Annotated in this window: 17 protein-coding genes; 5 read left to right on the top strand and 12 right to left on the bottom strand. The window is 40.9% G+C overall.

Annotation, left to right across the window (positions count from 1 at the left end; translation table 11 throughout):
• Window positions 1-144: 144 nt before the first annotated feature.
• The 10 genes from Q4561_RS05210 to Q4561_RS05255 form a co-directional block, all read right to left on the bottom strand.
• Window positions 145-735, bottom strand: coding sequence for a hypothetical protein (locus tag Q4561_RS05210; protein WP_303458134.1), 591 nt, complete (start codon window positions 733-735; stop codon window positions 145-147).
• 214 nt (window positions 736-949) lie between these two features.
• Window positions 950-1,477, bottom strand: coding sequence for an acyloxyacyl hydrolase (locus tag Q4561_RS05215; protein WP_303458136.1), 528 nt, complete (start codon window positions 1,475-1,477; stop codon window positions 950-952).
• Between the two features lie 138 nt (window positions 1,478-1,615).
• Complete coding sequence (locus tag Q4561_RS05220) at window positions 1,616-2,422, bottom strand: hypothetical protein (RefSeq protein WP_303458137.1); 807 nt, start codon at window positions 2,420-2,422, stop codon at window positions 1,616-1,618.
• Between the two features lie 64 nt (window positions 2,423-2,486).
• A complete protein-coding gene (locus tag Q4561_RS05225) occupies window positions 2,487-3,284 on the bottom strand; it encodes a hypothetical protein (protein ID WP_303458138.1) in 798 nt (265 codons plus the stop codon).
• Window positions 3,285-3,328: 44 nt separating this feature from the next.
• Window positions 3,329-6,403 (bottom strand): error-prone DNA polymerase, encoded by a 3,075-nt coding sequence (locus Q4561_RS05230; RefSeq protein WP_303458520.1) that lies wholly within the window; start codon window positions 6,401-6,403, stop codon window positions 3,329-3,331.
• Window positions 6,400-7,803 carry a DNA polymerase Y family protein gene (locus Q4561_RS05235; protein ID WP_303458139.1) on the bottom strand — a complete coding sequence of 468 codons (1,404 nt, stop codon included), beginning with the start codon at window positions 7,801-7,803 and terminating at the stop codon, window positions 6,400-6,402. Before Q4561_RS05235 ends, Q4561_RS05230 begins: the two co-directional genes overlap by 4 nt.
• On the bottom strand, window positions 7,803-8,516 hold the full coding sequence (imuA, locus tag Q4561_RS05240; RefSeq protein ID WP_303458141.1) for a translesion DNA synthesis-associated protein ImuA: 714 nt from the start codon (window positions 8,514-8,516) through the stop codon (window positions 7,803-7,805). The genes Q4561_RS05235 and imuA overlap by 1 nt, the downstream gene beginning before the upstream one ends.
• A 117-nt stretch (window positions 8,517-8,633) precedes the next feature.
• Window positions 8,634-9,149 carry a hypothetical protein gene (locus Q4561_RS05245; protein ID WP_303458143.1) on the bottom strand — a complete coding sequence of 172 codons (516 nt, stop codon included), beginning with the start codon at window positions 9,147-9,149 and terminating at the stop codon, window positions 8,634-8,636.
• Entirely contained in the window at window positions 9,149-10,903 is a 1,755-nt protein-coding gene (locus Q4561_RS05250) for a DUF885 family protein (RefSeq protein WP_303458145.1), read from the bottom strand. The genes Q4561_RS05245 and Q4561_RS05250 overlap by 1 nt, the downstream gene beginning before the upstream one ends.
• Window positions 10,904-10,944: 41 nt before the next feature.
• Window positions 10,945-11,280, bottom strand: coding sequence for a DUF1820 family protein (locus Q4561_RS05255; protein WP_303458146.1), 336 nt, complete (start codon window positions 11,278-11,280; stop codon window positions 10,945-10,947).
• 151 nt (window positions 11,281-11,431) lie between these two features.
• Between Q4561_RS05255 and Q4561_RS05260 the strand changes: the two genes are divergently transcribed.
• Window positions 11,432-13,069 carry a M28 family metallopeptidase gene (locus tag Q4561_RS05260; protein WP_303458148.1) on the top strand — a complete coding sequence of 546 codons (1,638 nt, stop codon included), beginning with the start codon at window positions 11,432-11,434 and terminating at the stop codon, window positions 13,067-13,069.
• Between the two features lie 376 nt (window positions 13,070-13,445).
• Window positions 13,446-14,282, top strand: a complete 837-nt coding sequence (locus tag Q4561_RS05265; RefSeq protein WP_303458150.1) for a glycosyltransferase — start codon at window positions 13,446-13,448, stop codon at window positions 14,280-14,282.
• 117 nt (window positions 14,283-14,399) lie between these two features.
• On the opposite strand, the gene slmA is transcribed toward Q4561_RS05265, so the two are convergent.
• Together slmA and coaBC are read right to left on the bottom strand one after the other, a co-directional pair.
• Window positions 14,400-14,987, bottom strand: a complete 588-nt coding sequence (slmA, locus tag Q4561_RS05270) for a nucleoid occlusion factor SlmA (RefSeq protein ID WP_303458151.1) — start codon at window positions 14,985-14,987, stop codon at window positions 14,400-14,402.
• Window positions 14,988-15,145: 158 nt separating this feature from the next.
• Entirely contained in the window at window positions 15,146-16,363 is a 1,218-nt protein-coding gene (coaBC, locus tag Q4561_RS05275; RefSeq protein WP_303458152.1) for a bifunctional phosphopantothenoylcysteine decarboxylase/phosphopantothenate--cysteine ligase CoaBC, read from the bottom strand.
• Window positions 16,364-16,594: 231 nt separating this feature from the next.
• Here coaBC and radC point away from each other — a divergent pair, with 231 nt between their 5' ends.
• From radC to Q4561_RS05290, 3 genes are all read left to right on the top strand, one after another.
• A complete protein-coding gene (gene radC, locus Q4561_RS05280; protein WP_303458153.1) occupies window positions 16,595-17,272 on the top strand; it encodes a DNA repair protein RadC in 678 nt (225 codons plus the stop codon).
• A gap of 94 nt (window positions 17,273-17,366) precedes the next feature.
• Entirely contained in the window at window positions 17,367-17,714 is a 348-nt protein-coding gene (locus Q4561_RS05285) for a hypothetical protein (RefSeq protein WP_303458154.1), read from the top strand.
• Window positions 17,715-17,812: 98 nt separating this feature from the next.
• Entirely contained in the window at window positions 17,813-18,496 is a 684-nt protein-coding gene (locus Q4561_RS05290; RefSeq protein ID WP_303458155.1) for a YjbF family lipoprotein, read from the top strand.
• The last annotated feature ends 3 nt before the right edge of the window (window positions 18,497-18,499 follow it).

An 18,499-nucleotide genomic window follows, 5' to 3' on the forward strand; every position in this document is an offset into this window, starting at 1 on the left:
ATTCCGAACTCAGAAGTGAAACGTATTAGCGGCGATGGTAGTGTGGGGTTTCCCCATGTGAGAGTAGCACACTGCCAGGTCCCATTCGAAAGAAGGGCTATCCTAACGGATAGCCCTTTTTTTATGCGTGAAGAAAAGCGAAACTTAACGAGAAGCCCGTTGTTGGAGGTACTCATGAAGCTCAGTTTTACTGATAGACTGGTTTCGGTCAGTATCGAGATCCGTAAACTTGGCATCTATATTAGCGTTGTCTAACTCTTGCTTAGATAAACTACCATCAGCGTTAGTATCTGATTTATCGAAATTAGCCATCACGGCCGCTGACATATCACTGTTCTCAACCGCTTTTAAAGCATCATCTTTTGCTGTTTCCGTATCTGGTTCGCTGCGAGCTTGTTCTGAAATCTTTTGAGCCTCTACCGCATCTGTTGCATCTTGATCGTTTGCTTCTGAAGATACATCATCGCTAAATAGTGTAGGGTTGGCTTTAACAAAGCTGTTAAATTCATTTAGATTAATCGCCTTATCTCCATTCTCATCTATCCTATCCAAAAAATTAGTCAATTGATTAGCGTCTAATTCATCTTCAGAAATAAGAGAATCGCCATTTTTATCTAATTTAGCGAAATCCGTGTCTATCTTCGAACTATGTTCTTTTGTAGAAGAATTCCCATCTGCAAAAGAAAATGTTGATAAGGCACTACTTAAAACTATAGCTAAAGTGAGCTTTTTCATCACATGCTCCAAAGTGGGTTACACAGTAAAAATTAAGAAAATCATTTATCACTAGTAAGTTAAGCTACAGATTTCATGCCATAGCTTATCTATCTGTTTTAAAACATAAGTTTTTAAATTAACTAATTTATATGTTCCCATAAGGCTCACCGAGTGAAATATATACATGAAAGGATTAATCAGCATCAACTCACAAAAATTGAAGTAATGACTATTAGAAGCTGTATGCGTACGATAGATTCATAAAATCTAATCCAGGATTATCACTATTAAATCCGCCATTAGAAAAGTGCATGTAGCGTAAGGCGACATGTTGGCTTTCATCTAGCTCAAGCACTAAACCGAGCCTATCTTCAAATTGGTAATTAGAACCTATATCCTTACCTGCTACTTTCTCATCATTGATGAAACTTGCACCTATACCTGCTTCAACATACAAGGGGTAGTCGTACACGGTACTAATTTGCTTCATGAAAATTGGCGTGATTGATAGCGCGTAGCTTGTGCTATGGTGATTTTCTTCACCGTATTCCCAGTGGTATGCACTGAGTTCCCAGTAAAGGTTGATGTCACCAAACCATCCGGTGCTTAAGTTATGTTCTATGGGGCGATAAGCAAAGCGAATACCGTCGATATCGTCAAAGCCGTTCATATAGTCAATGCTAACGGTTTGCCTAGCTTGAGCTAAGCTAGGTAGTAAAAGCAAAACTAGTGCGGTAAGTTTGAATGTGTTTTTAAACATTGATGTCTCCTTAATATATAAGGAGAGAAGCAATATTATTACCAATCTATAAATTTCAATATTATCAATAGGTTATGATTTTTAAATAAAAAGAGTTCATTTAAATACTTTTTCTAAATTTCTTAAAATAAGTAATTATTACAGAGGCTTCCATACATCTTCTTTGTTCACCATTTGCTCTTTCCGAAACTTCTCTATAAGAGCATCGGGTAGACTAATGTCATATTGTTCGTAAATACTTGTTATTAATTTTTGGTTGTTTTCTAAAAAGAGGTTTAGTTCTTCTATCACGTCGGGGTGACGTAAAGTAGATAACAAAAAGGGAACATCGATAAAAGGAAGCGTAACATCTACTGAAAAAGGACCTAGTTGGGGATAACTCTGTGTGAAATACTTTCCCACGTGATATTCAAGATCTACAGCATCTACTTCTTTTTGTTGAAGTAATGAAATTGCATTGTAGGTTTTTTCAAGGGGGACTAAAGTCAAAAGGTTAGCGTCTAATCTGTTTTGCCATTTAACCGGTGTAAAACCTTGAGGAATGGCTAACTTCTTAACAAAGTCTATCCCTTTTCCAATATCTTCTGAGCGAACCAGAGTGCCAGATAGTGTATAAGCGACGGGGTTTGAGAAAGTTTTTTCACCAAGAGTAGTACCTTTACTATTCCAGCGAGGGTTATCAGGATAAACGAAATCTACATTCCCTTTATTTAATTCAATTTGTAACCTACGTACAGGCATATCTAAGTATACAAATTCGTGGCCAGAGGCATCAGAAAAAGCTTCTAATATTGCCCAGCCAACACCTTTATCTACTTTCGAAGTAAAGTCATAGTGGGGAAAGTATTCAATGTTCTGAGCACCAACAACGTATTGTTCTGCTTGGACTACATTTACAAACAAATACAAGAAAAGGCAGGAACAAAGCCGTTTAATAAAGCCCACTAATATTTCCCTGTTGAATTTTTCGAATAGTTAAACATACCGCTTAATAGTAGCGTAAAAACAACTATTGTGGCTGCCATATCTGTTCAGCAGTAATACCGTACTCATTTTTTATCTGTTGTTTTAGATTTTTTAAAGAGGTTATGCCGTAGCGGGCTTTTATTGAATTAATGAGAGGCGCATTATTTGTAATGAAATCATTAAACTCTTCAATTATTTCTGGGTGCCTTAAGGCTGAAAGCATGAATGGAATCTCATTGTGGGGAAGAGTGATATCTAATACAAAAGGTCCTATTTGAGGGGAGCGGTCAGTGTAGTAACTCCCAACATGATATTCAAAGTCTATAGCGTCAACCCGTTCCATTTGAAGTAATGATAAGCCAGCATAAGTATCCGAAATCGAAACAATTTCAACTAAGTTTTTATCTAATCTTATTTGCCAATTAACCGGCGTGAATCCAAGCGGCATAGCAATTCTTCTTATCGAATTGATGCCTTTATTAACATTTTTCGGTTTTACAAATGTACCGGTTACTGCATGTGTGAGTGCCAGAGAAAAAAACTTTTCTTTGGTTTTGGTGACATCGTTATACCAACCAGGATTATCTGGGTATACGAAATCAACATGGCCTTTTAACATTTCCATTTGAAGGCGACGAATGGGCATATTTAAATAGGAAAACTCATGGCCGGACGCTTCTGAGAAAGCTTCTAAAATTGCCCAACCCACACCTTTATCTATGGATGAAGCAAAATCATAATGAGGGTAATACTCAATATTTTGTGAGCCAACAATAAATTTTTCAGCATTTACCGTCGTACTAATCCACATCAGTAAAAGGCAAAACAACCCCTGTTTCATGCCGTACTCCTACTAATTTTAATGACAAAATGCGCAATCTAAACCTAGTGAAAATCTCTAGATGCCATATTGATTTTCTCCAGCCATGGTGTGCGGTCAATTAACTTTCCCGCAATAATATGAATAACTCCTTCCTTAGAGCATTCGATAATACCATTAACTTGCATAAGTTTTGCCTTTAAAAAGGTTTTATGCTGTGCACGAGAAGTGGCTTGCCAAACCACCACATTCATATTTCCGGTGTTATCTTCTAAAGTAAGGAAGGTAACGCCGGCAGCACTACCTGGAGCTTGTCGTCCTGTAACGCATCCAAGTACTTTTACCACAGATTTATGAGCCTTTAATGGTAAAGCGCTAGCGAGAGTGATAAACCCTAACTCTTGTTCTCTATGCAATAGTGCCACGGGATGGTCATTAACGGAAAGCCCAATAGATGCATAATCTTCAATTAGGGTTTCAGCTGTAGTTGGGGCAGTGGTAAAAGTGTCGGTATCGTGGGAATTCTCGAATAGAGGCAAATCGGCTTGTTTGTTCATAAGGCGCCATCGTGTTTGATAGCGATTGCCCGCTATATGTCTAAACGCATCAGCACTGGCCAGAGCCTCTAGCTCATCGGAGCGCACAGATAGTTGTCGTACTGCTTCTATATTTGAATAACCGATTGATGGTCTCTGGCTCACAATATGTATGGCGCTTTTTTCACTTAAGCCTTTAACCAGTGTCAGGCCAAGTTGAATTTGCTTCTCTCCCTTGTATTCAACGATTAAGTGTTCGTAGTTTGATGCATTCACACAAGGGGCATGCACGCTAATATGATGGCGTTTGGCATCTAGCACTAGCTGAGATGGAGTATAGAAGCCCATTGGCCAGCTATTTAATAAGGCGACATAAAACTCCACAGGGAAGTAGTACTTTAACCAGCATGACACATAGGCGAGTACAGCAAATGAGGCAGAGTGAGATTCTGGGAAACCATAGCCCGCGAAGCCTTTTATTTGTTCAAACAAGTTATTTGAAAAAGACGTATCGTAACCTTTCGAAACCATGCCTTTTATCAGTTTTTCTTTGAATTCGAAAATGCGGCCATCTTTTTTCCAGCTAGCCATCGCTCGGCGTAGTTGATCTGCTTCACCGCCGCTGAAGCCAGCAGCCACCATAGCGAGTTTTATTACTTGCTCTTGAAATATAGGCACGCCCATGGTGCGCGATAGCACTTCTTTTACTTCTTCTGATGGGTAGGTTATGGCTTCTTTCCCATGCCGCCGAAGTAAATAGGGGTGCACCATGTCACCCTGAATAGGCCCCGGCCTAACAATAGCTATTTGCACCACTAAGTCGTAATAGCGACGAGGTTTTAAACGAGGAAGCATCGACATTTGGGCACGAGATTCAATTTGAAAAACGCCAACGGTATCGGCTTGGCAAATCATATCGTAAACCTGTTTGTCATCGCCTAACTTGGTAATGAAAGGAATATCGACACCAATAGGAAATTGCTTGTTGAGTAAATCAAAAGTGCGGCGAATGGCGCTTAGCATACCTAAAGCCAATACATCTACTTTAAGCAACCCTAAGGTTTCAATATCATCTTTATCCCATTGAATAATAGTTCGCTCGGGCATGGCCGCGTTTTCAACGGGGACCAACTCATACAAGGGCCCCGAACTGATAACGAAACCGCCAACGTGTTGAGAGAGGTGGCGTGGGGTACCTAATAACTGCTCAGTAATATTAATCAGTAACTTCACTCTCTCATTCTTAGGATCTAGCCCTAAATTCTCTAGCTGGGACTGCCAAGGTATAACACTGTCTCGGCGATTTATTTGCTTCATAACAAAGGTTAATTGCGACTCGCTGAAACCCAAGGCTTTGCCTACATCTTTAAATGCAGATTTAAATCGGTAACAGATAACAGTAGAAGCGATGGCGGTTCTTTCTCTGCCATACTTTTCATAGATATATTGGATAATTTCTTCGCGGCGTTGATGCTCAAAGTCTACGTCAATGTCAGGTGGTTCGTTTCGCTCCTTAGAAATAAACCGTTCAAACAGCACATTGATTTGACGTGGATCGACAGCGGTAATCTCTAAGCAATAACAGACAATAGAGTTAGCCGCTGAACCTCTGCCTTGGTAAAGAATTTTGCGCGCTTTGGCGAATTGAACAATGTCGTAAATAGTCAGAAAGAAGTATTCGTATTCTTGCTCACGAATAAGAGAGAGTTCTTTTTCAATAAGCGCTCTAAGGACATCGGTAAGACCGTTAGGAAAACGCACTTTTATTCCAGCTTCTACCCGTTCTCTTAAATACCTAGTTGGTGAAGAACCTTCGGGAATAAGTTCAGAAGGGTACTGGTAGCGTAGCTCTGCTAAGGAAAACAAACAGTCTCTGGCGACGTCTAGCGCATTAGATATCCATTTTGCAGGGAACAACTTTTTTAATTTTGAAATCGTACGTAAACTACGTTCAGCGTTGCTTAGGGCACTTCGGCCTAGTTTGCTCACCGTCGTATGTGCTTGGGTAGCATGAAGTACGTGTTGTAGTGGCAGGTTATCTACATGATGCATAAGCACACCAGTGCAAGCCACTACAGGTAGCTCAAACTGATCCTGTAATTGGGTATAAGCCGCAAATCTATGATGGTCTTGGCCGTCTAATAAACGCTGAGCACCTATGTATGCGTTAATATTTGGTTGGCTAGTAAGCCACGTTGCCCAATAAGCATCTTTTTCTTGCTGGGTGCTAGGAAGCCAAATAAGCGTGCAGTGGCGAATAGTCCGTAAGTCCCACTCTGCGAGTTGATATTCTCCTTTTGAGCTACGTCTTCTGGCATTGGTAATAATGCGACATAGCTCGGTATAGGCTTCTTTATTAGGGCAGAGTAATACAAAAGACAATGAATCATCGAAGCGAAAATAACTGCCTGCAATAAGCTTGATAGGTAACTTTTGCTGAGTGATTTCAGCATAAGCGCGCACCACACCAGCCACGGAACATTCATCGGTAATAGCTATAGCTTCGTATCCAAGAAAAGAGGCTGTAGTTACTAACTGTGCAGGAGAAGATGCACCGGTTAAAAAACTGAAATGGCTCTGGCAGAAAAGCTCACTATACATCAGCTATACAGGCCTTGCGTCCACCAGTGGGCTTTTGCATCTTTAAAAACTAACAAGCGAACCCCGTGACTGGTTTCGGCAATGAAATAGTCTTTTTTACTCGGGTTATTGCTCCACCATTCAGTTTGAATTCGTATAGGGCCAAAGCAAATACGTGTAGATAAGTGCAATGGCATAGGTTCGCAGAACAAAAACGCTGGTGTTATATCTGAAGCGTAAGAGGGCGAGGTTTCTTCTATGTGGTTTACAGTCATGCCTTCAAAGGTATGACTGTCTCCCGCTTTAGGGTGAAGCGTGCTGCCATCACCTAGTTTTGCTTTTAATCTACCAATAAGTTGCTTTTGCGCCACTGTAGTAAACCGGTGGGAGAAGAAATCATTTCCATCGTTTTCTATTGGTTCGAATTGCTGGCAGGTTAAAGATACAGCAATGGCTGGCTCTGGTAGCAAGAGCGTTTCAACTTTAAGCTCAACCAGCACCAGCCAGTCTTTTTGTGTCGCAAAGGGCATAGCCCCATTAACCTCTATAGGTAAAGGCTCTTCTTCTCTAAAGTGCACTTGAAATAAAATGGATGAGGAGAGTAAATTTCTAGCTCGAAGATAGTGTTCTAATGACTGCAATAACGCTTTAATGCTCGGTAATAAGTGTTGGGTATTTTCCACCTCAAACGACAGGGTTTTCGTTTGCTGAAAACTTATCGAGGGCCTAAACAATACATACTGTGGAAAAGTTTCACCTCGCAGTGCGGTTAAGTAGCGAATGGTATCGTTCGAAAATCGTTGTCCGAGTTCATGAACAGGAAGTTTGAGGAGTTGGCCTATTTGCCTAACCCCAACTTTTGCTAGTGTGGCTATGGTTTTCGCATCGAGCTCGGTTTGCTCAAGCCTACAACCCGAAAGCAGCAAGGTGATAGTTTCTTTCTTGTCAGTGCACTTATTCGTTTTATTTTTAGCGAGGAGTCGGGCTGCTTCTACCCCCCATGCCGTTGAGAAATAAAAGTGAATACCAGCGATAGTAATTTCATCAAACAGTACACGCCATAAAGCTTCAAGGTTGCCGTAGTACTGAAGCAAATTGTCTAACCGTATGGCGATAGCATTGTGAGAGTCAATAACAATGTCAGATGCTAATGGGTACAGTCGATTTGCCAGCGAGAGCAGTGTTTCTTTTTCTGCATCACGGTTATATTCCAAAATATGAACTTGTGGGCAGAGCGCCGCGGCTTGTGCAAGCCCATGGCCGCATTCAATTCCTTCGTTAATGGCTAGCGTGTTCGCCTGTAAAATCTGATTCGCTTTTTCATGGTAAACCACAGTAGGCACTTCACTGCCTGTGGCGCTTTCCACTTTTTTGTACGAATCAAGGGTAAGTTGATAACAATAAAAATAAGCCCACAACATCATTAAATCACCGAGTGTAATGACGGCGTAGCTTCTTTATTATTTTGCATAGCCCATTGAATAGTATGATTGCTTGGGGTCCATGAATGTGAAATCTCAATATTTGAAACGGGCCATCCGTGGCGTTGTTTGACGATATTTACCATGAGTTTTGAATCTCGAATCTGAAGGTTCAAATCTAGAGAAATGGGAAAAGAAATAGCTTGCTGATCGGGTGAGGTAAAAAGTAAGCAAAGCGAATCGTTATGCGATGCGGCCACTTGCAAACGCCGAGCTGCTTTAGCGTCCATCGTGTTATTCCACAGCAATACACAGTGACAAGCTGTACTTTTCAAGCATTGCTCTGCGGCCCATAAGGCCTCTTTGTCTGTTTTTGGAAGCACAACGATGATTTGGTCTAGCGTTAAACCTAATGCGCTCAACCACGGTGCTTGGAGTTGAGCTGGGGGCTTTATAAAAACACGTAACTTATGTGTTCGAGGCGCTGCTAATACCTGTTTAAAAAGCGTGATTTCCCCGATTCCTGTTAACGAACCAACTCTTACTACACCAGATGTCACGATACCGCCATGAAGCGCTTCATCCAAAGCACTGACACCTAGCGAAAATTTATTTTCGCTTAAAGGCTTTTCTCGGGCACGCCATATCTGAGGGTGCTTATCAAAAATAGCAGCCTTTGATTGAGCATTATTTAATGGTGAAGTAGGTAGTTTCATAACACTATAATACTGTATGTATGTACAGCATTATAGTGTAGTGAGTTGCCTTTTCAAGTTAGGTAACGAGTAAAGGCTCAGAGGGATTTATAAATATTTGAAGTTTAAAGCAAATTTTTAAGCTGCTGTGGTTTCACTCTTAGCGGGGTTTTTTTTAGTATTACCACCCACCGAGCTAGTAATTAATTGGCAAGCGGCAATGAAACCATCGGCACTGTTTTTAGACCAAGCCATACGAATGGGCCCGGGCATTTCTTTAATTACGTCTCGTACATCGCTTTGTGATACATCCGTGCTGCTTAAAGCAGAATCTAATGCTTCTTCCAACGTAGCCCCTTTTTCACAGCAAGCCATTACGATACTAGAGAAGTTAAGCATTAGCGGCATCAGAGCAGTATGTTGTTGCTGACTTATCAAACGGCTTTTATAAGCACTTTCGATGCGAGCTGTATAAGACTTCTCTAATGCATCTGTCACTAAAACTAAATTTTTATAGGCATGGTTAACTTTATTGCCATTTTGTTTTGCAGATGAGCGAGTAAGCGTAAGCTCTCGTTGTAAGGTTTGTACACGAAGCGCCAGATAGACTAAAAAGAGAACAAGTAACACTATAACTACAAATGCAAATATCATTACATTGCCGCCTTTTGTTCTTCTATAAATTGATTAATTTTTTGTTCTAAAATAAACAGGGGTATAGAGCCATTTTCTAATACTGCTCGGTGAAACTTACGCACATCGAAATGCTGGCCAAGTGCCGTTTCTGCTTTTTTGCGTAGTGCTTTGATTTTGATTTCACCAATTTTATAAGATAGCGCTTGTGCTGGCCATGAGATGTACCGGTCAATCTCGGTATTCACATTATGTTCCGATAGTGCTGTATTAGACATCATAAAATCAACCGCTCTATCGCGACTCCAGCCCATGGTATGCATGCCGGTATCTACTACAAGGCGACATGCCCGCCACATTTCGTAGCTTAAGCGACCGAAATTATCATAGGGGTCTTCATAAATTCCCGCTTCTATTCCTAAGAACTCTGAATACAAGCCCCATCCTTCACCAAATGCCGAAATATAAGTATTACGACGCACCATGGGCAAATTTTCTAACTCTGCAGCTAAAGAGATTTGTAAATGATGGCCAGGCACAGCCTCGTGCAATGTGAGTGCAGGAAGGGCATAAAGTGGGCGCTTATCTAACGCATAGGTGTTTACCCAGTAGTAGCCTGGCTGGTCATCACGACTAGGGTGAATATAGCGGCCAGTCGTATACTTCGGGGCGATACTATCTGGAACAGGGGCTACGCCGTAGGGAGTACGTGGTAAGTATTCAAATAGCGAAGGTAATTTTGCATCCATTTTTTTTGCAATAAAAGAGGCTTCTTTAAGCAGTTCTTCTGCGCTGGTGGCATAAAATTGTGAGTCTTCACGCAAAAAAGTAATGAAATCGTTAATGCTGCCGTCGAATTCAAGGCTATCCACTACGTTCTGCATTTCAGAACGAATACGTTTCACTTCTTTTAAGCCAAGTGCATGAATATCTTCAGGGCTCATGTCAGTCGTGGTGTAGTGTTTGGCACGGTTTGCGTAATAAGCTTTGCCATCGGGCCACTCGTTAGCGGCAATAGCAGCTCTGGCACCAGGAATGTATTCTTCAACCATGAAGTCATAAAAAGCTTGGTAAGCAGGCATTACGCTGGCGGCGATAGCTTTTTGGCCTTGCTGCTTCAGTGCTGCTTGTTGTGAGGTATCAATGTGTTTAGAAAACTGCGTAAATGGTTCGTAGAAGCCGCTCTTAGTTACATCGTCCACAATATAAGCGGCTACAGCGTTTTCAAAGCCTTTTAAAACCACCTTAGGTTGAGTGTAACCTTCTTTGAGCCCTTGACGCATGTAGGTAATTTGCTGTTCAAAATAAGGCTTCAGTGCAGTTAAACGAGAGATATAAGCTTGGTAATCTTCCACAGTTTTAAACGTGGACAAGTTTGGCAATGAAGCCATCGCACCATGAAAACCATATTCAGAGTTAATGGGCACCAAGTAAGCACGAAAGTGATATTGGCTAATATAGTTTTCTAGCCGATATTGCTGCATCAGCAAGGAAATAAAGGCTTCATCAGATAGGTTTTCTTTAGAATAGGCTTTAAGTGCTTTGCTGTACGCTTGCCATTGCTGGTTTTGAGTTGCCAAGCCTTTGGGGGAGATATCAGGTAGTTTACTACTTTGTGTACTGTCGCCTTGTCTCGATGCCAAAAGCGGAGAAACGCTAAGTTCGTATTTCCAAATTTCATCTAACAAAGCGTAAAAAGGCTTATCTTCATTGGTACTGGCGAATGAAGTGAAGCTAGTAAGCACTAGTGTAAAAAGTAACAGATAACGATACATGAAAATCTCCGGCAACCTTAAACCGGATACTTCACGGCGGGTTACTCTTTATTAGGTGTATAGATTGGGCTAGGGAATGGAGTTACCTTATCAGATTTACCGTCTAATTTAGTAATTTTGGCTGTGCCTTTTTTACTGACCGCGTCAATTCTAAGTACATTATGCAAAGGAATATATGTACTAGTGACATCAGCGAACTCTGATTTTAGTTTTTCGTGGCTTGGATCTACCACTATGCCGGTGTGGGTATCCCATACAAAATCACCTATTTCAACAAACCCAAATAAGCCGCTTTGTGAAAGTGCTTTTACGTAAACATCGTAGCGTTCGCCATTACTGATAAATTGTACTCGATACAAAGGGTCAGTGTTTGTCATGAGATTTCGTTAACTTCGTGGTGCATGAAAAGGCGTGAATTTTACAATGGTCTAAAAATACGGGCAATAGTCGAAATTCATTAGGCTTAATCGTTACGCAAACGTTTGGGTAAGGTAATATATAAAGACCTAAAGAAATAGTGGAAATACAATGATAAAAAAACTATTACTTGGAAGTGCGATGACAGCATTGGCATTTACAGCCAGTGCGCATAACCATGAAACGACAGAAAATAGCTTTAACCCTGATACTCAGCGCATCAAATCACATTTATTCTTCTTAGCCGATGATCTTCTTGAAGGGCGCGACACGGGCTCACGGGGACATGAAATTGCTGCATTGTATATTGCTACTGAATTCGCAAAATACGGCTTAAAGCCCGCGGGAACAGATGGGTATATGCAACAAGTAAGCTTTCGCAAAGCAAATCTATTGCAAGAGTCGCCAGAATTTACGCTTACTCGTAATGGCGAAAAAATTGATTTTGCTTATCCAAAAGAATACTTAGCTAGCCCAAGTTTGCTTAGCGTAGACGCTAATGTTTCAGGCGAACTTGTGTTTGTTGGCTACGGCATAGTGGCGGACGAGTTGTCTCACAACGATTATGAAAATATCGATGTAGAAGGCAAAATCGTGGTCTCGCTAGCCGGTAAACCAAGTGATTTTCCTTCAGAAGAAGGTGCTCATTTTGCCTCAGGGTATCAAAAGCAAAAGTACGCCGCTGAGCATGGTGCAATTGGTATGATTACCATTACCACGCCTAAAAATGAAAAAGTACGGCCTTATCAAAGTCGCTTAAGCTATATTCATACACCGCGTATGGCTTGGTTAAACGACAAAGGCCAGCCAGCCAATACCTTTCCCCAAATTAAAGGTGGTGCGTATTTAAGCGAAGCTGCGGCAAAAACTTTATTTGAAGGCGCTGAGAGAGAGTTAGACGATATTTATGCCGACCTTGAAGCAGATAAAGTCCCAACAGGCTTTGCATTACCTGGCACAGTAAGCTTAAGTAAAAAGAGCACTCACGAAGTAGTCACCAGCCCGAACGTTGTTGGCGTGCTTGAAGGTTCAGATCCAGCGCTTAAAGATGAATATGTTGTATTTTCTGCCCACTCTGACCACATTGGTTTTGCCAAAACAGTGAAAAAAGACAATATCAACAATGGCGCTATGGATAATGCTTCTGGCACGTCGGTAATGCTAGAAACTGCACGCTTATTCAGCGAAATGGATGTAAAACCGAAGCGTTCAATCTTGTTTGTTTCGGTAACAGGTGAAGAAAAAGGATTATTAGGTGCAGATTACTTTGCTCGCAATCCTACCGTGCCAGTGACGTCAATGGTGGCAAACGTTAACCTTGATATGCCTATTTTAACCTATGAGTTTGCTGACGTAATTGCGTTTGGTGCTAACCACAGTGATTTGAAAGCCTCGGTTGAAACTGCCGCAAGTAATGCTGATATTTCATTAAGCCCAGATCCATGGCCAGACCAAGCGCTGTTTACACGCTCCGACCATTACGCGTTCGTAAAACAAGGCGTACCAGCAGTATTTTTGGTTCCAGGATTAACTTCTAAAGATCCAGAGGTAGATGGTAGTAAGGTATTTGGTCATTTCTTATCGACGAATTATCATAAACCTAGTGACGATATTAACCAGCCATTTAATTGGAATGCTGCTGAAGCCTTTACCAAAGTAAATGCTCAAATCGGTTGGACGCTAGCTAATCAAGAAGACAAGCCGAAATGGAATGAAGGTGACTTCTTCGGTAATACGTTTAGTAAGTAACGTATCTTTATTCTAAATAGAAAAGCAGCATATCTATGCTGCTTTTTTTGTAGGAGTTTTCTAATAACAATACGGGGTTTAAAAGGCAGTTGAGAATAAAAATATCCTATATAGATGTGCCCGGATAGTGCGGTGATTAGATAATGTTGCCCGGGAAAACGTTATGGCTTTAAATCACCATAGGGAATAAAGAATGAGTACACATGAGTAAGGTTGCACTTGGAACTTGATGCAAGGGAATATTAAAAAATACATTTTCTTACTAACACAGAACTAGTAAGCTTTTTATTACTCTAAATTTGGTATTACATGGAATTTTTACGTTTGAGTTGTCAATTAGTAAAAAAGTATCTTCTAAATTTTTAATGGCAGCATTATGTTTCAGCACTTTATATTGACTCGCTTTAATCTTAGGAAAAAAGGTTGGGATGAGACAAAATCTCAATCTAAAGTTTTAACCGACAGTTGGATGGAAAATAGACTAAAGCTGTTTGAACGGTATTGTTATTCTTCGATAAAAGCGCAAACTGAAAAGAATTTTGAATGGCTAGTGTTTTTCGATACAAGTACGCCACAAACATTTCGTGAAAAAATCAGTGAGCTCTCATCAAATTTTTCTAAATTCATACCTATTTATGCAGATGGAATGGACGATTTTTTACCGTCTATTACCAGAGAAATAAAAAGTCGCCTTACAGAGCCCTATTTAATTACAACTAGGTTAGACAACGACGATAGCCTTCATCAAGATTTTGTAAAAGAAGTACACAACCAATTCTCTGAGCAAGAGTTTAGGGTTATCGATTTTGTTGACGGATACACATTGCAGGTTGCGCCTCGGGTAAGGTTTGGTCGACATTCACATGTTCACAACCCTTTTATGAGTTTGATTGAAAAGAGTGAAAACTTTAATACGATATGGACTCAAGAAAGGCACGGCTATTGGCGCAGCGTAAAAGAAGTTACTCCTGTCCGCGGTAAAAGAATGTGGATGTCAGTTATTCATTTTGAAAACAAAGTAAATGAATATAAAGGGTATGGTAACGTAGCAAAGAGCGCTATTGAACCGTTTAATCTGCACCCAGAAGCATTAGAAAACTTCAAATGTAATGCAGAAGACCCTCAGTTAAGTAGGGTCAGTGCTTTTAAGCATAAGCTAAAAACAAATTGGAAAGTTAATCTAAAATTATTAGAGAGAAGGTTATTTTTCTAGCTAATTTATTACAGATGAAAATAGATAAATAAAATCTAATTTACAGAAAGTTATTTAACCTATCTAAATTAAAAAGGCGCTGTTTTAATGCGCCGTGTTTCTCAAGCGTTATTCGCCTTAAACAAACATCTGCTTAAAAGCAGCCCATTGCTCGTTAAATTGTTCAGTAGGTTTACGAGTAAAACCACTTCGAATAAACAAGTTAATGCGACCATCGGTGTAACAAATAAGCATGTTAGCAATTACAGCTTCGTCGGCCGACAAGGTTTTTCCTTCGCGCAACTTGCGCTCACGTAATACCTGCTTAAGCTGAGTCTCAAGGCGTTCAAAGAGTTTAGCTATGCGAGCACGCAAACGCTCTTGTTCACCCATTAATGCATCACCATTTAGTATGCGGGTAATGCCGGGATTTTTCTCAGCAAAGCCTAAGATAAGGTGAAGAATAAGCTGGCAGCGAGTTACTGAGTCTTTCTCTTCATTAACTATTTTATTAATGCGGGTAAACAAGGTTTCTTCGATAAACTCAATAAGTCCTTCGAACATTCTGGCTTTACTCGGGAAATGGCGATATAACGCCGCTTCTGAAACGCCTACTTTTTCAGCAAGTTTTGCTGTAGTGATACGTTGACCAGGGTTTGTTTCCAACATTCCCGCTAGGGCTTGCAGAATTTGCGCTCTGCGATTAGTTTTTTTGACAGCAGGCATGATGAGAGTAATTCCTCCACAACCGGACAAAAGAGGTCCGTTCCATGTTAAGTTGGCTGAAGCCAAATCGTTATTATGAGTTATTGTTATTATCGACACGCTAGATACGAGTATTAGCGTATATCGTTTTTTATTTTATATGTTTTATCATTGTTCGGTTATTGGACACTGTGCGTGTTGGTATATTGATTTGCAATGAGCACCAACAAAGCCTTTGCCAATTCAGATTTAGTGGTGGCGGGTAAGTGTTTATCACCATCCTCCCAAATCACATGCAATGCATTATTTTCGCTGTTAAAGCCAAGCCCTGGTGCCGTAATGTCGTTCGCCGCAATCATATCCAGCTTCTTGTTTTTCAACTTGCCACGGGCATACGATTCGACATCTTGGCTTTCTGCCGCAAAACCGACACAAAAAGGTCTGTCAGTTCGCATTGCAATCGTAGCTAGAATATCAGGGTTTTTCACAAAAGTAAGTGTTAACTCATCACCGATTTTCTTAATTTTATTTTCGGCAACCTGTACGGCTTTATAATCAGCTACTGCGGCAGTGGCTATAAAAATATCCGAATCAGAGCTAGCTTGTTCGCATGCCGCTAACATTTCATCGGCGGTAGACACATCAATTCGCTTACACCCTTCTGGCGTAGGTAAAGCTACTGGGCCAGCAATTAAAGTAACTTTTGCACCTGCCTTTATTGCCATGTCGGCAATCGCAAAACCCATTTTTCCCGAACTATGATTAGAGATATAACGGACAGGATCGAGTGGTTCTCGAGTGGGGCCTGCTGTAATAAGGATGTGCTTGCCCGCCAATATTTGTTCACTTGAAGAGCTTAAGGCTTGGCTAAGGGTAGTGGCAATATCTACAGGTTCCACCATGCGGCCAGAACCTACGTCACCACAGGCTTGCTCTCCGCTAGCTGGGCCTATAAACAAAGTACCATGCTGCGTCAATATTCCTAGATTAACCTGTGTTGCGGTTGCCTTCCACATTTGTTGGTTCATTGCCGGAGCAATAAAAACGTTTGCTTCTGTGGCTAAATATAGGGTGGTGAGTAAGTCATCCGCTAACCCATGGGCGAGCTTAGCCATGATATTGGCTGTAGCGGGAGCAATCAAAAGAGCATCAGCCCATTTTGCTAACTCTATATGACCCATTGCTGCTTCTGCCGAAGGATCCAGGAGGTGCTGGTGGACTGGATTACCTGATACCGCCTGCAAAGATAAAGGGCTTACAAATTCAGTAGCAGAGCCCGTTAGTACTACACGTACATTAGCGCCAAGGGCGGTGAGCTTGCGTACTAAATCTGGGGTTTTATAGGCAGCAATACCTCCGCTAACACCAAGCAGAATATTTTTATTGGCTAAAGACATAGTTCAAACATTATTTTTTACATGCGCCAAGCGTACCATGAAGCCTATTTTTGCGGTAGCTGAACAAAAGTACACGTAATAATTATTAAGCATTAACCCCTACCAACAAGCACTTCTCTTCTAGCAGCTTTAATCGGTAATTTTCAAAAGAACTCGCCTAATGACCAGTCGATTGTGAATAGGCTAGTGCGCTATAACCATAAACAAAATTGAGCGTATGAGAAATTAGAGATGTCGATAAAAGTATGGCCTACCAAAGAACGCCCCAGAGAAAAGTTACTTTACTACGGGGCTGAATATTTAAGTGACGCCGAATTAATTGCCGTTATGTTAGGAGCCGGTGTTGCTGGGAAAACAGCATTGGGTTTGGCTAGAGATCTGTTACAAAAGGTAGGATCGCTGCGCGGAGTAGTTGCCGCTAATGAAGCCGAATTTACCGATGTGAATGGGCTTGGTGCATGCAAATTTGCACAATTTCAGGCCGCCTTTGAGATATTCAGACGAAACTTAGAAATCCCTTTAGCACGTCAAGACGTATTTAATAATGTGGATGACACAAAACGTTATTTGCAAGCGAAGTTGCGTGACTGTCAGCAAGAGAAATTTTTATTGCTAATGCTAGACAGCCAGCATCAACTTATCGCAAGTAGGACTATGTTTATAGGTACAATTAATAGCGCTGCTGTGTATCCCCGAGAGCTTTTAAAGCAAGTGATGAAAGATAATGCAGCAGCGGTGATCTTAGTTCATAATCACCCCTCAGGTGTGGCAGAACCAAGTCAGGCAGATATTAGACTGACTGGGGAGATCCGAAATGCGATGGAAATGATCGATGTTTCAGTTCTAGATCATTTTGTCGTCGGAGACACGGAAACGGTATCTTTTGCCCAACGAGGCCTGTTAACATAGAAATTGTTAGTCATTCATCGAATATAATCTAGTCAAATCGTTGAAAATGATTTAGCATATGACTCTAATGGGTAAATTTTCTGAAAGGACTGATATGAAAAAGTCAATTATTGCATTGTTTGCAGCAGCTGTTATGTCTGCTGGTGTTAGCGCACAAGATTCTGAAGGTGGTGCTGGTACATCTGGGTTTGGTGCTGTAACAGCTCCTACTATTGCAACTGCTGCTGTTGTAGCTGGTGTTGTAGCTGGTGTTGTATCAAACAACTCTTCAAGTACTCCTGATATTGATGACGGAACTACTGCTTCTTGTGAAGGTGATGACCCATTGGTAGACGGTGTTTGTGTAGGCACTACTGACACTGTAACCGTAACGGGTACAGGTACTGCGACTACAACTATCACTGTTCCAGTGACATTTACTTACGCACCGACCGTACAGTAATATAAAATAGTTTCGAAAAAGCCGCTTTCATTAGCGGCTTTTTTATTGATGCAAAGAAAGTGTTCTCATTACTTAAATAACAGTTGTCGAAATTTTCAATGAAATCATCCCTATTACTGATATCTATCAGCCTGTTATCGCTGCTTGTTACAGGGTGTTCCTCTACCATCCAATCTTATGTCAAAACCATCAATCTCGCGCTTGAAGATCGCACAGTTTCCTACACGGTAGATGAAATTGAGGCAAGCAAAGCTGATTTATTACAAATTAAAGCAGGTGGACGAGATGCAGCCTCGTTAGCACTTGCCTATATTGATGGTGATAAATACCGCTGGGTATCAGGCGACAAGGTTATTTTTACCATGCATCATGGGGTAATTATTCAGTCTGAAGGGCTCGATAATGAACTGTATTACACTGGGAATTTAAAGCATAACCCATTGGCTAGTAATGATATTCTGCCCTATTCATGGGCACGAAAACTAGATTTAGAAAATGTAGGTTATGGTTTACCTATTAGCTCTACTTGGCGAGTTCAAGGAGAGGAAAGTCGAACCTATTTAGGTGCTACTTTTACGGTAACTAAAATTACGGAGAGTGTCATTTTTCCTGAAACAACTCCTTTTATTGATACCAGTTTAGAATGGGAAAATACCTATTATCTTGATGCAAAATCAAAACAACTTTTAGCATCGAACCAAAAGCTTAGCCCTCAAGGCGATGTGTACGAGATGGTATATTTGAGTCGTATCGTCAGACTAATGAAAAGTAAGGATCTGTAATTG

The organism is Alteromonas sp. 1_MG-2023, from assembly GCF_030547075.1.
In the GTDB taxonomy this organism is placed as follows: Bacteria; Pseudomonadota; Gammaproteobacteria; order Enterobacterales; family Alteromonadaceae; genus Alteromonas.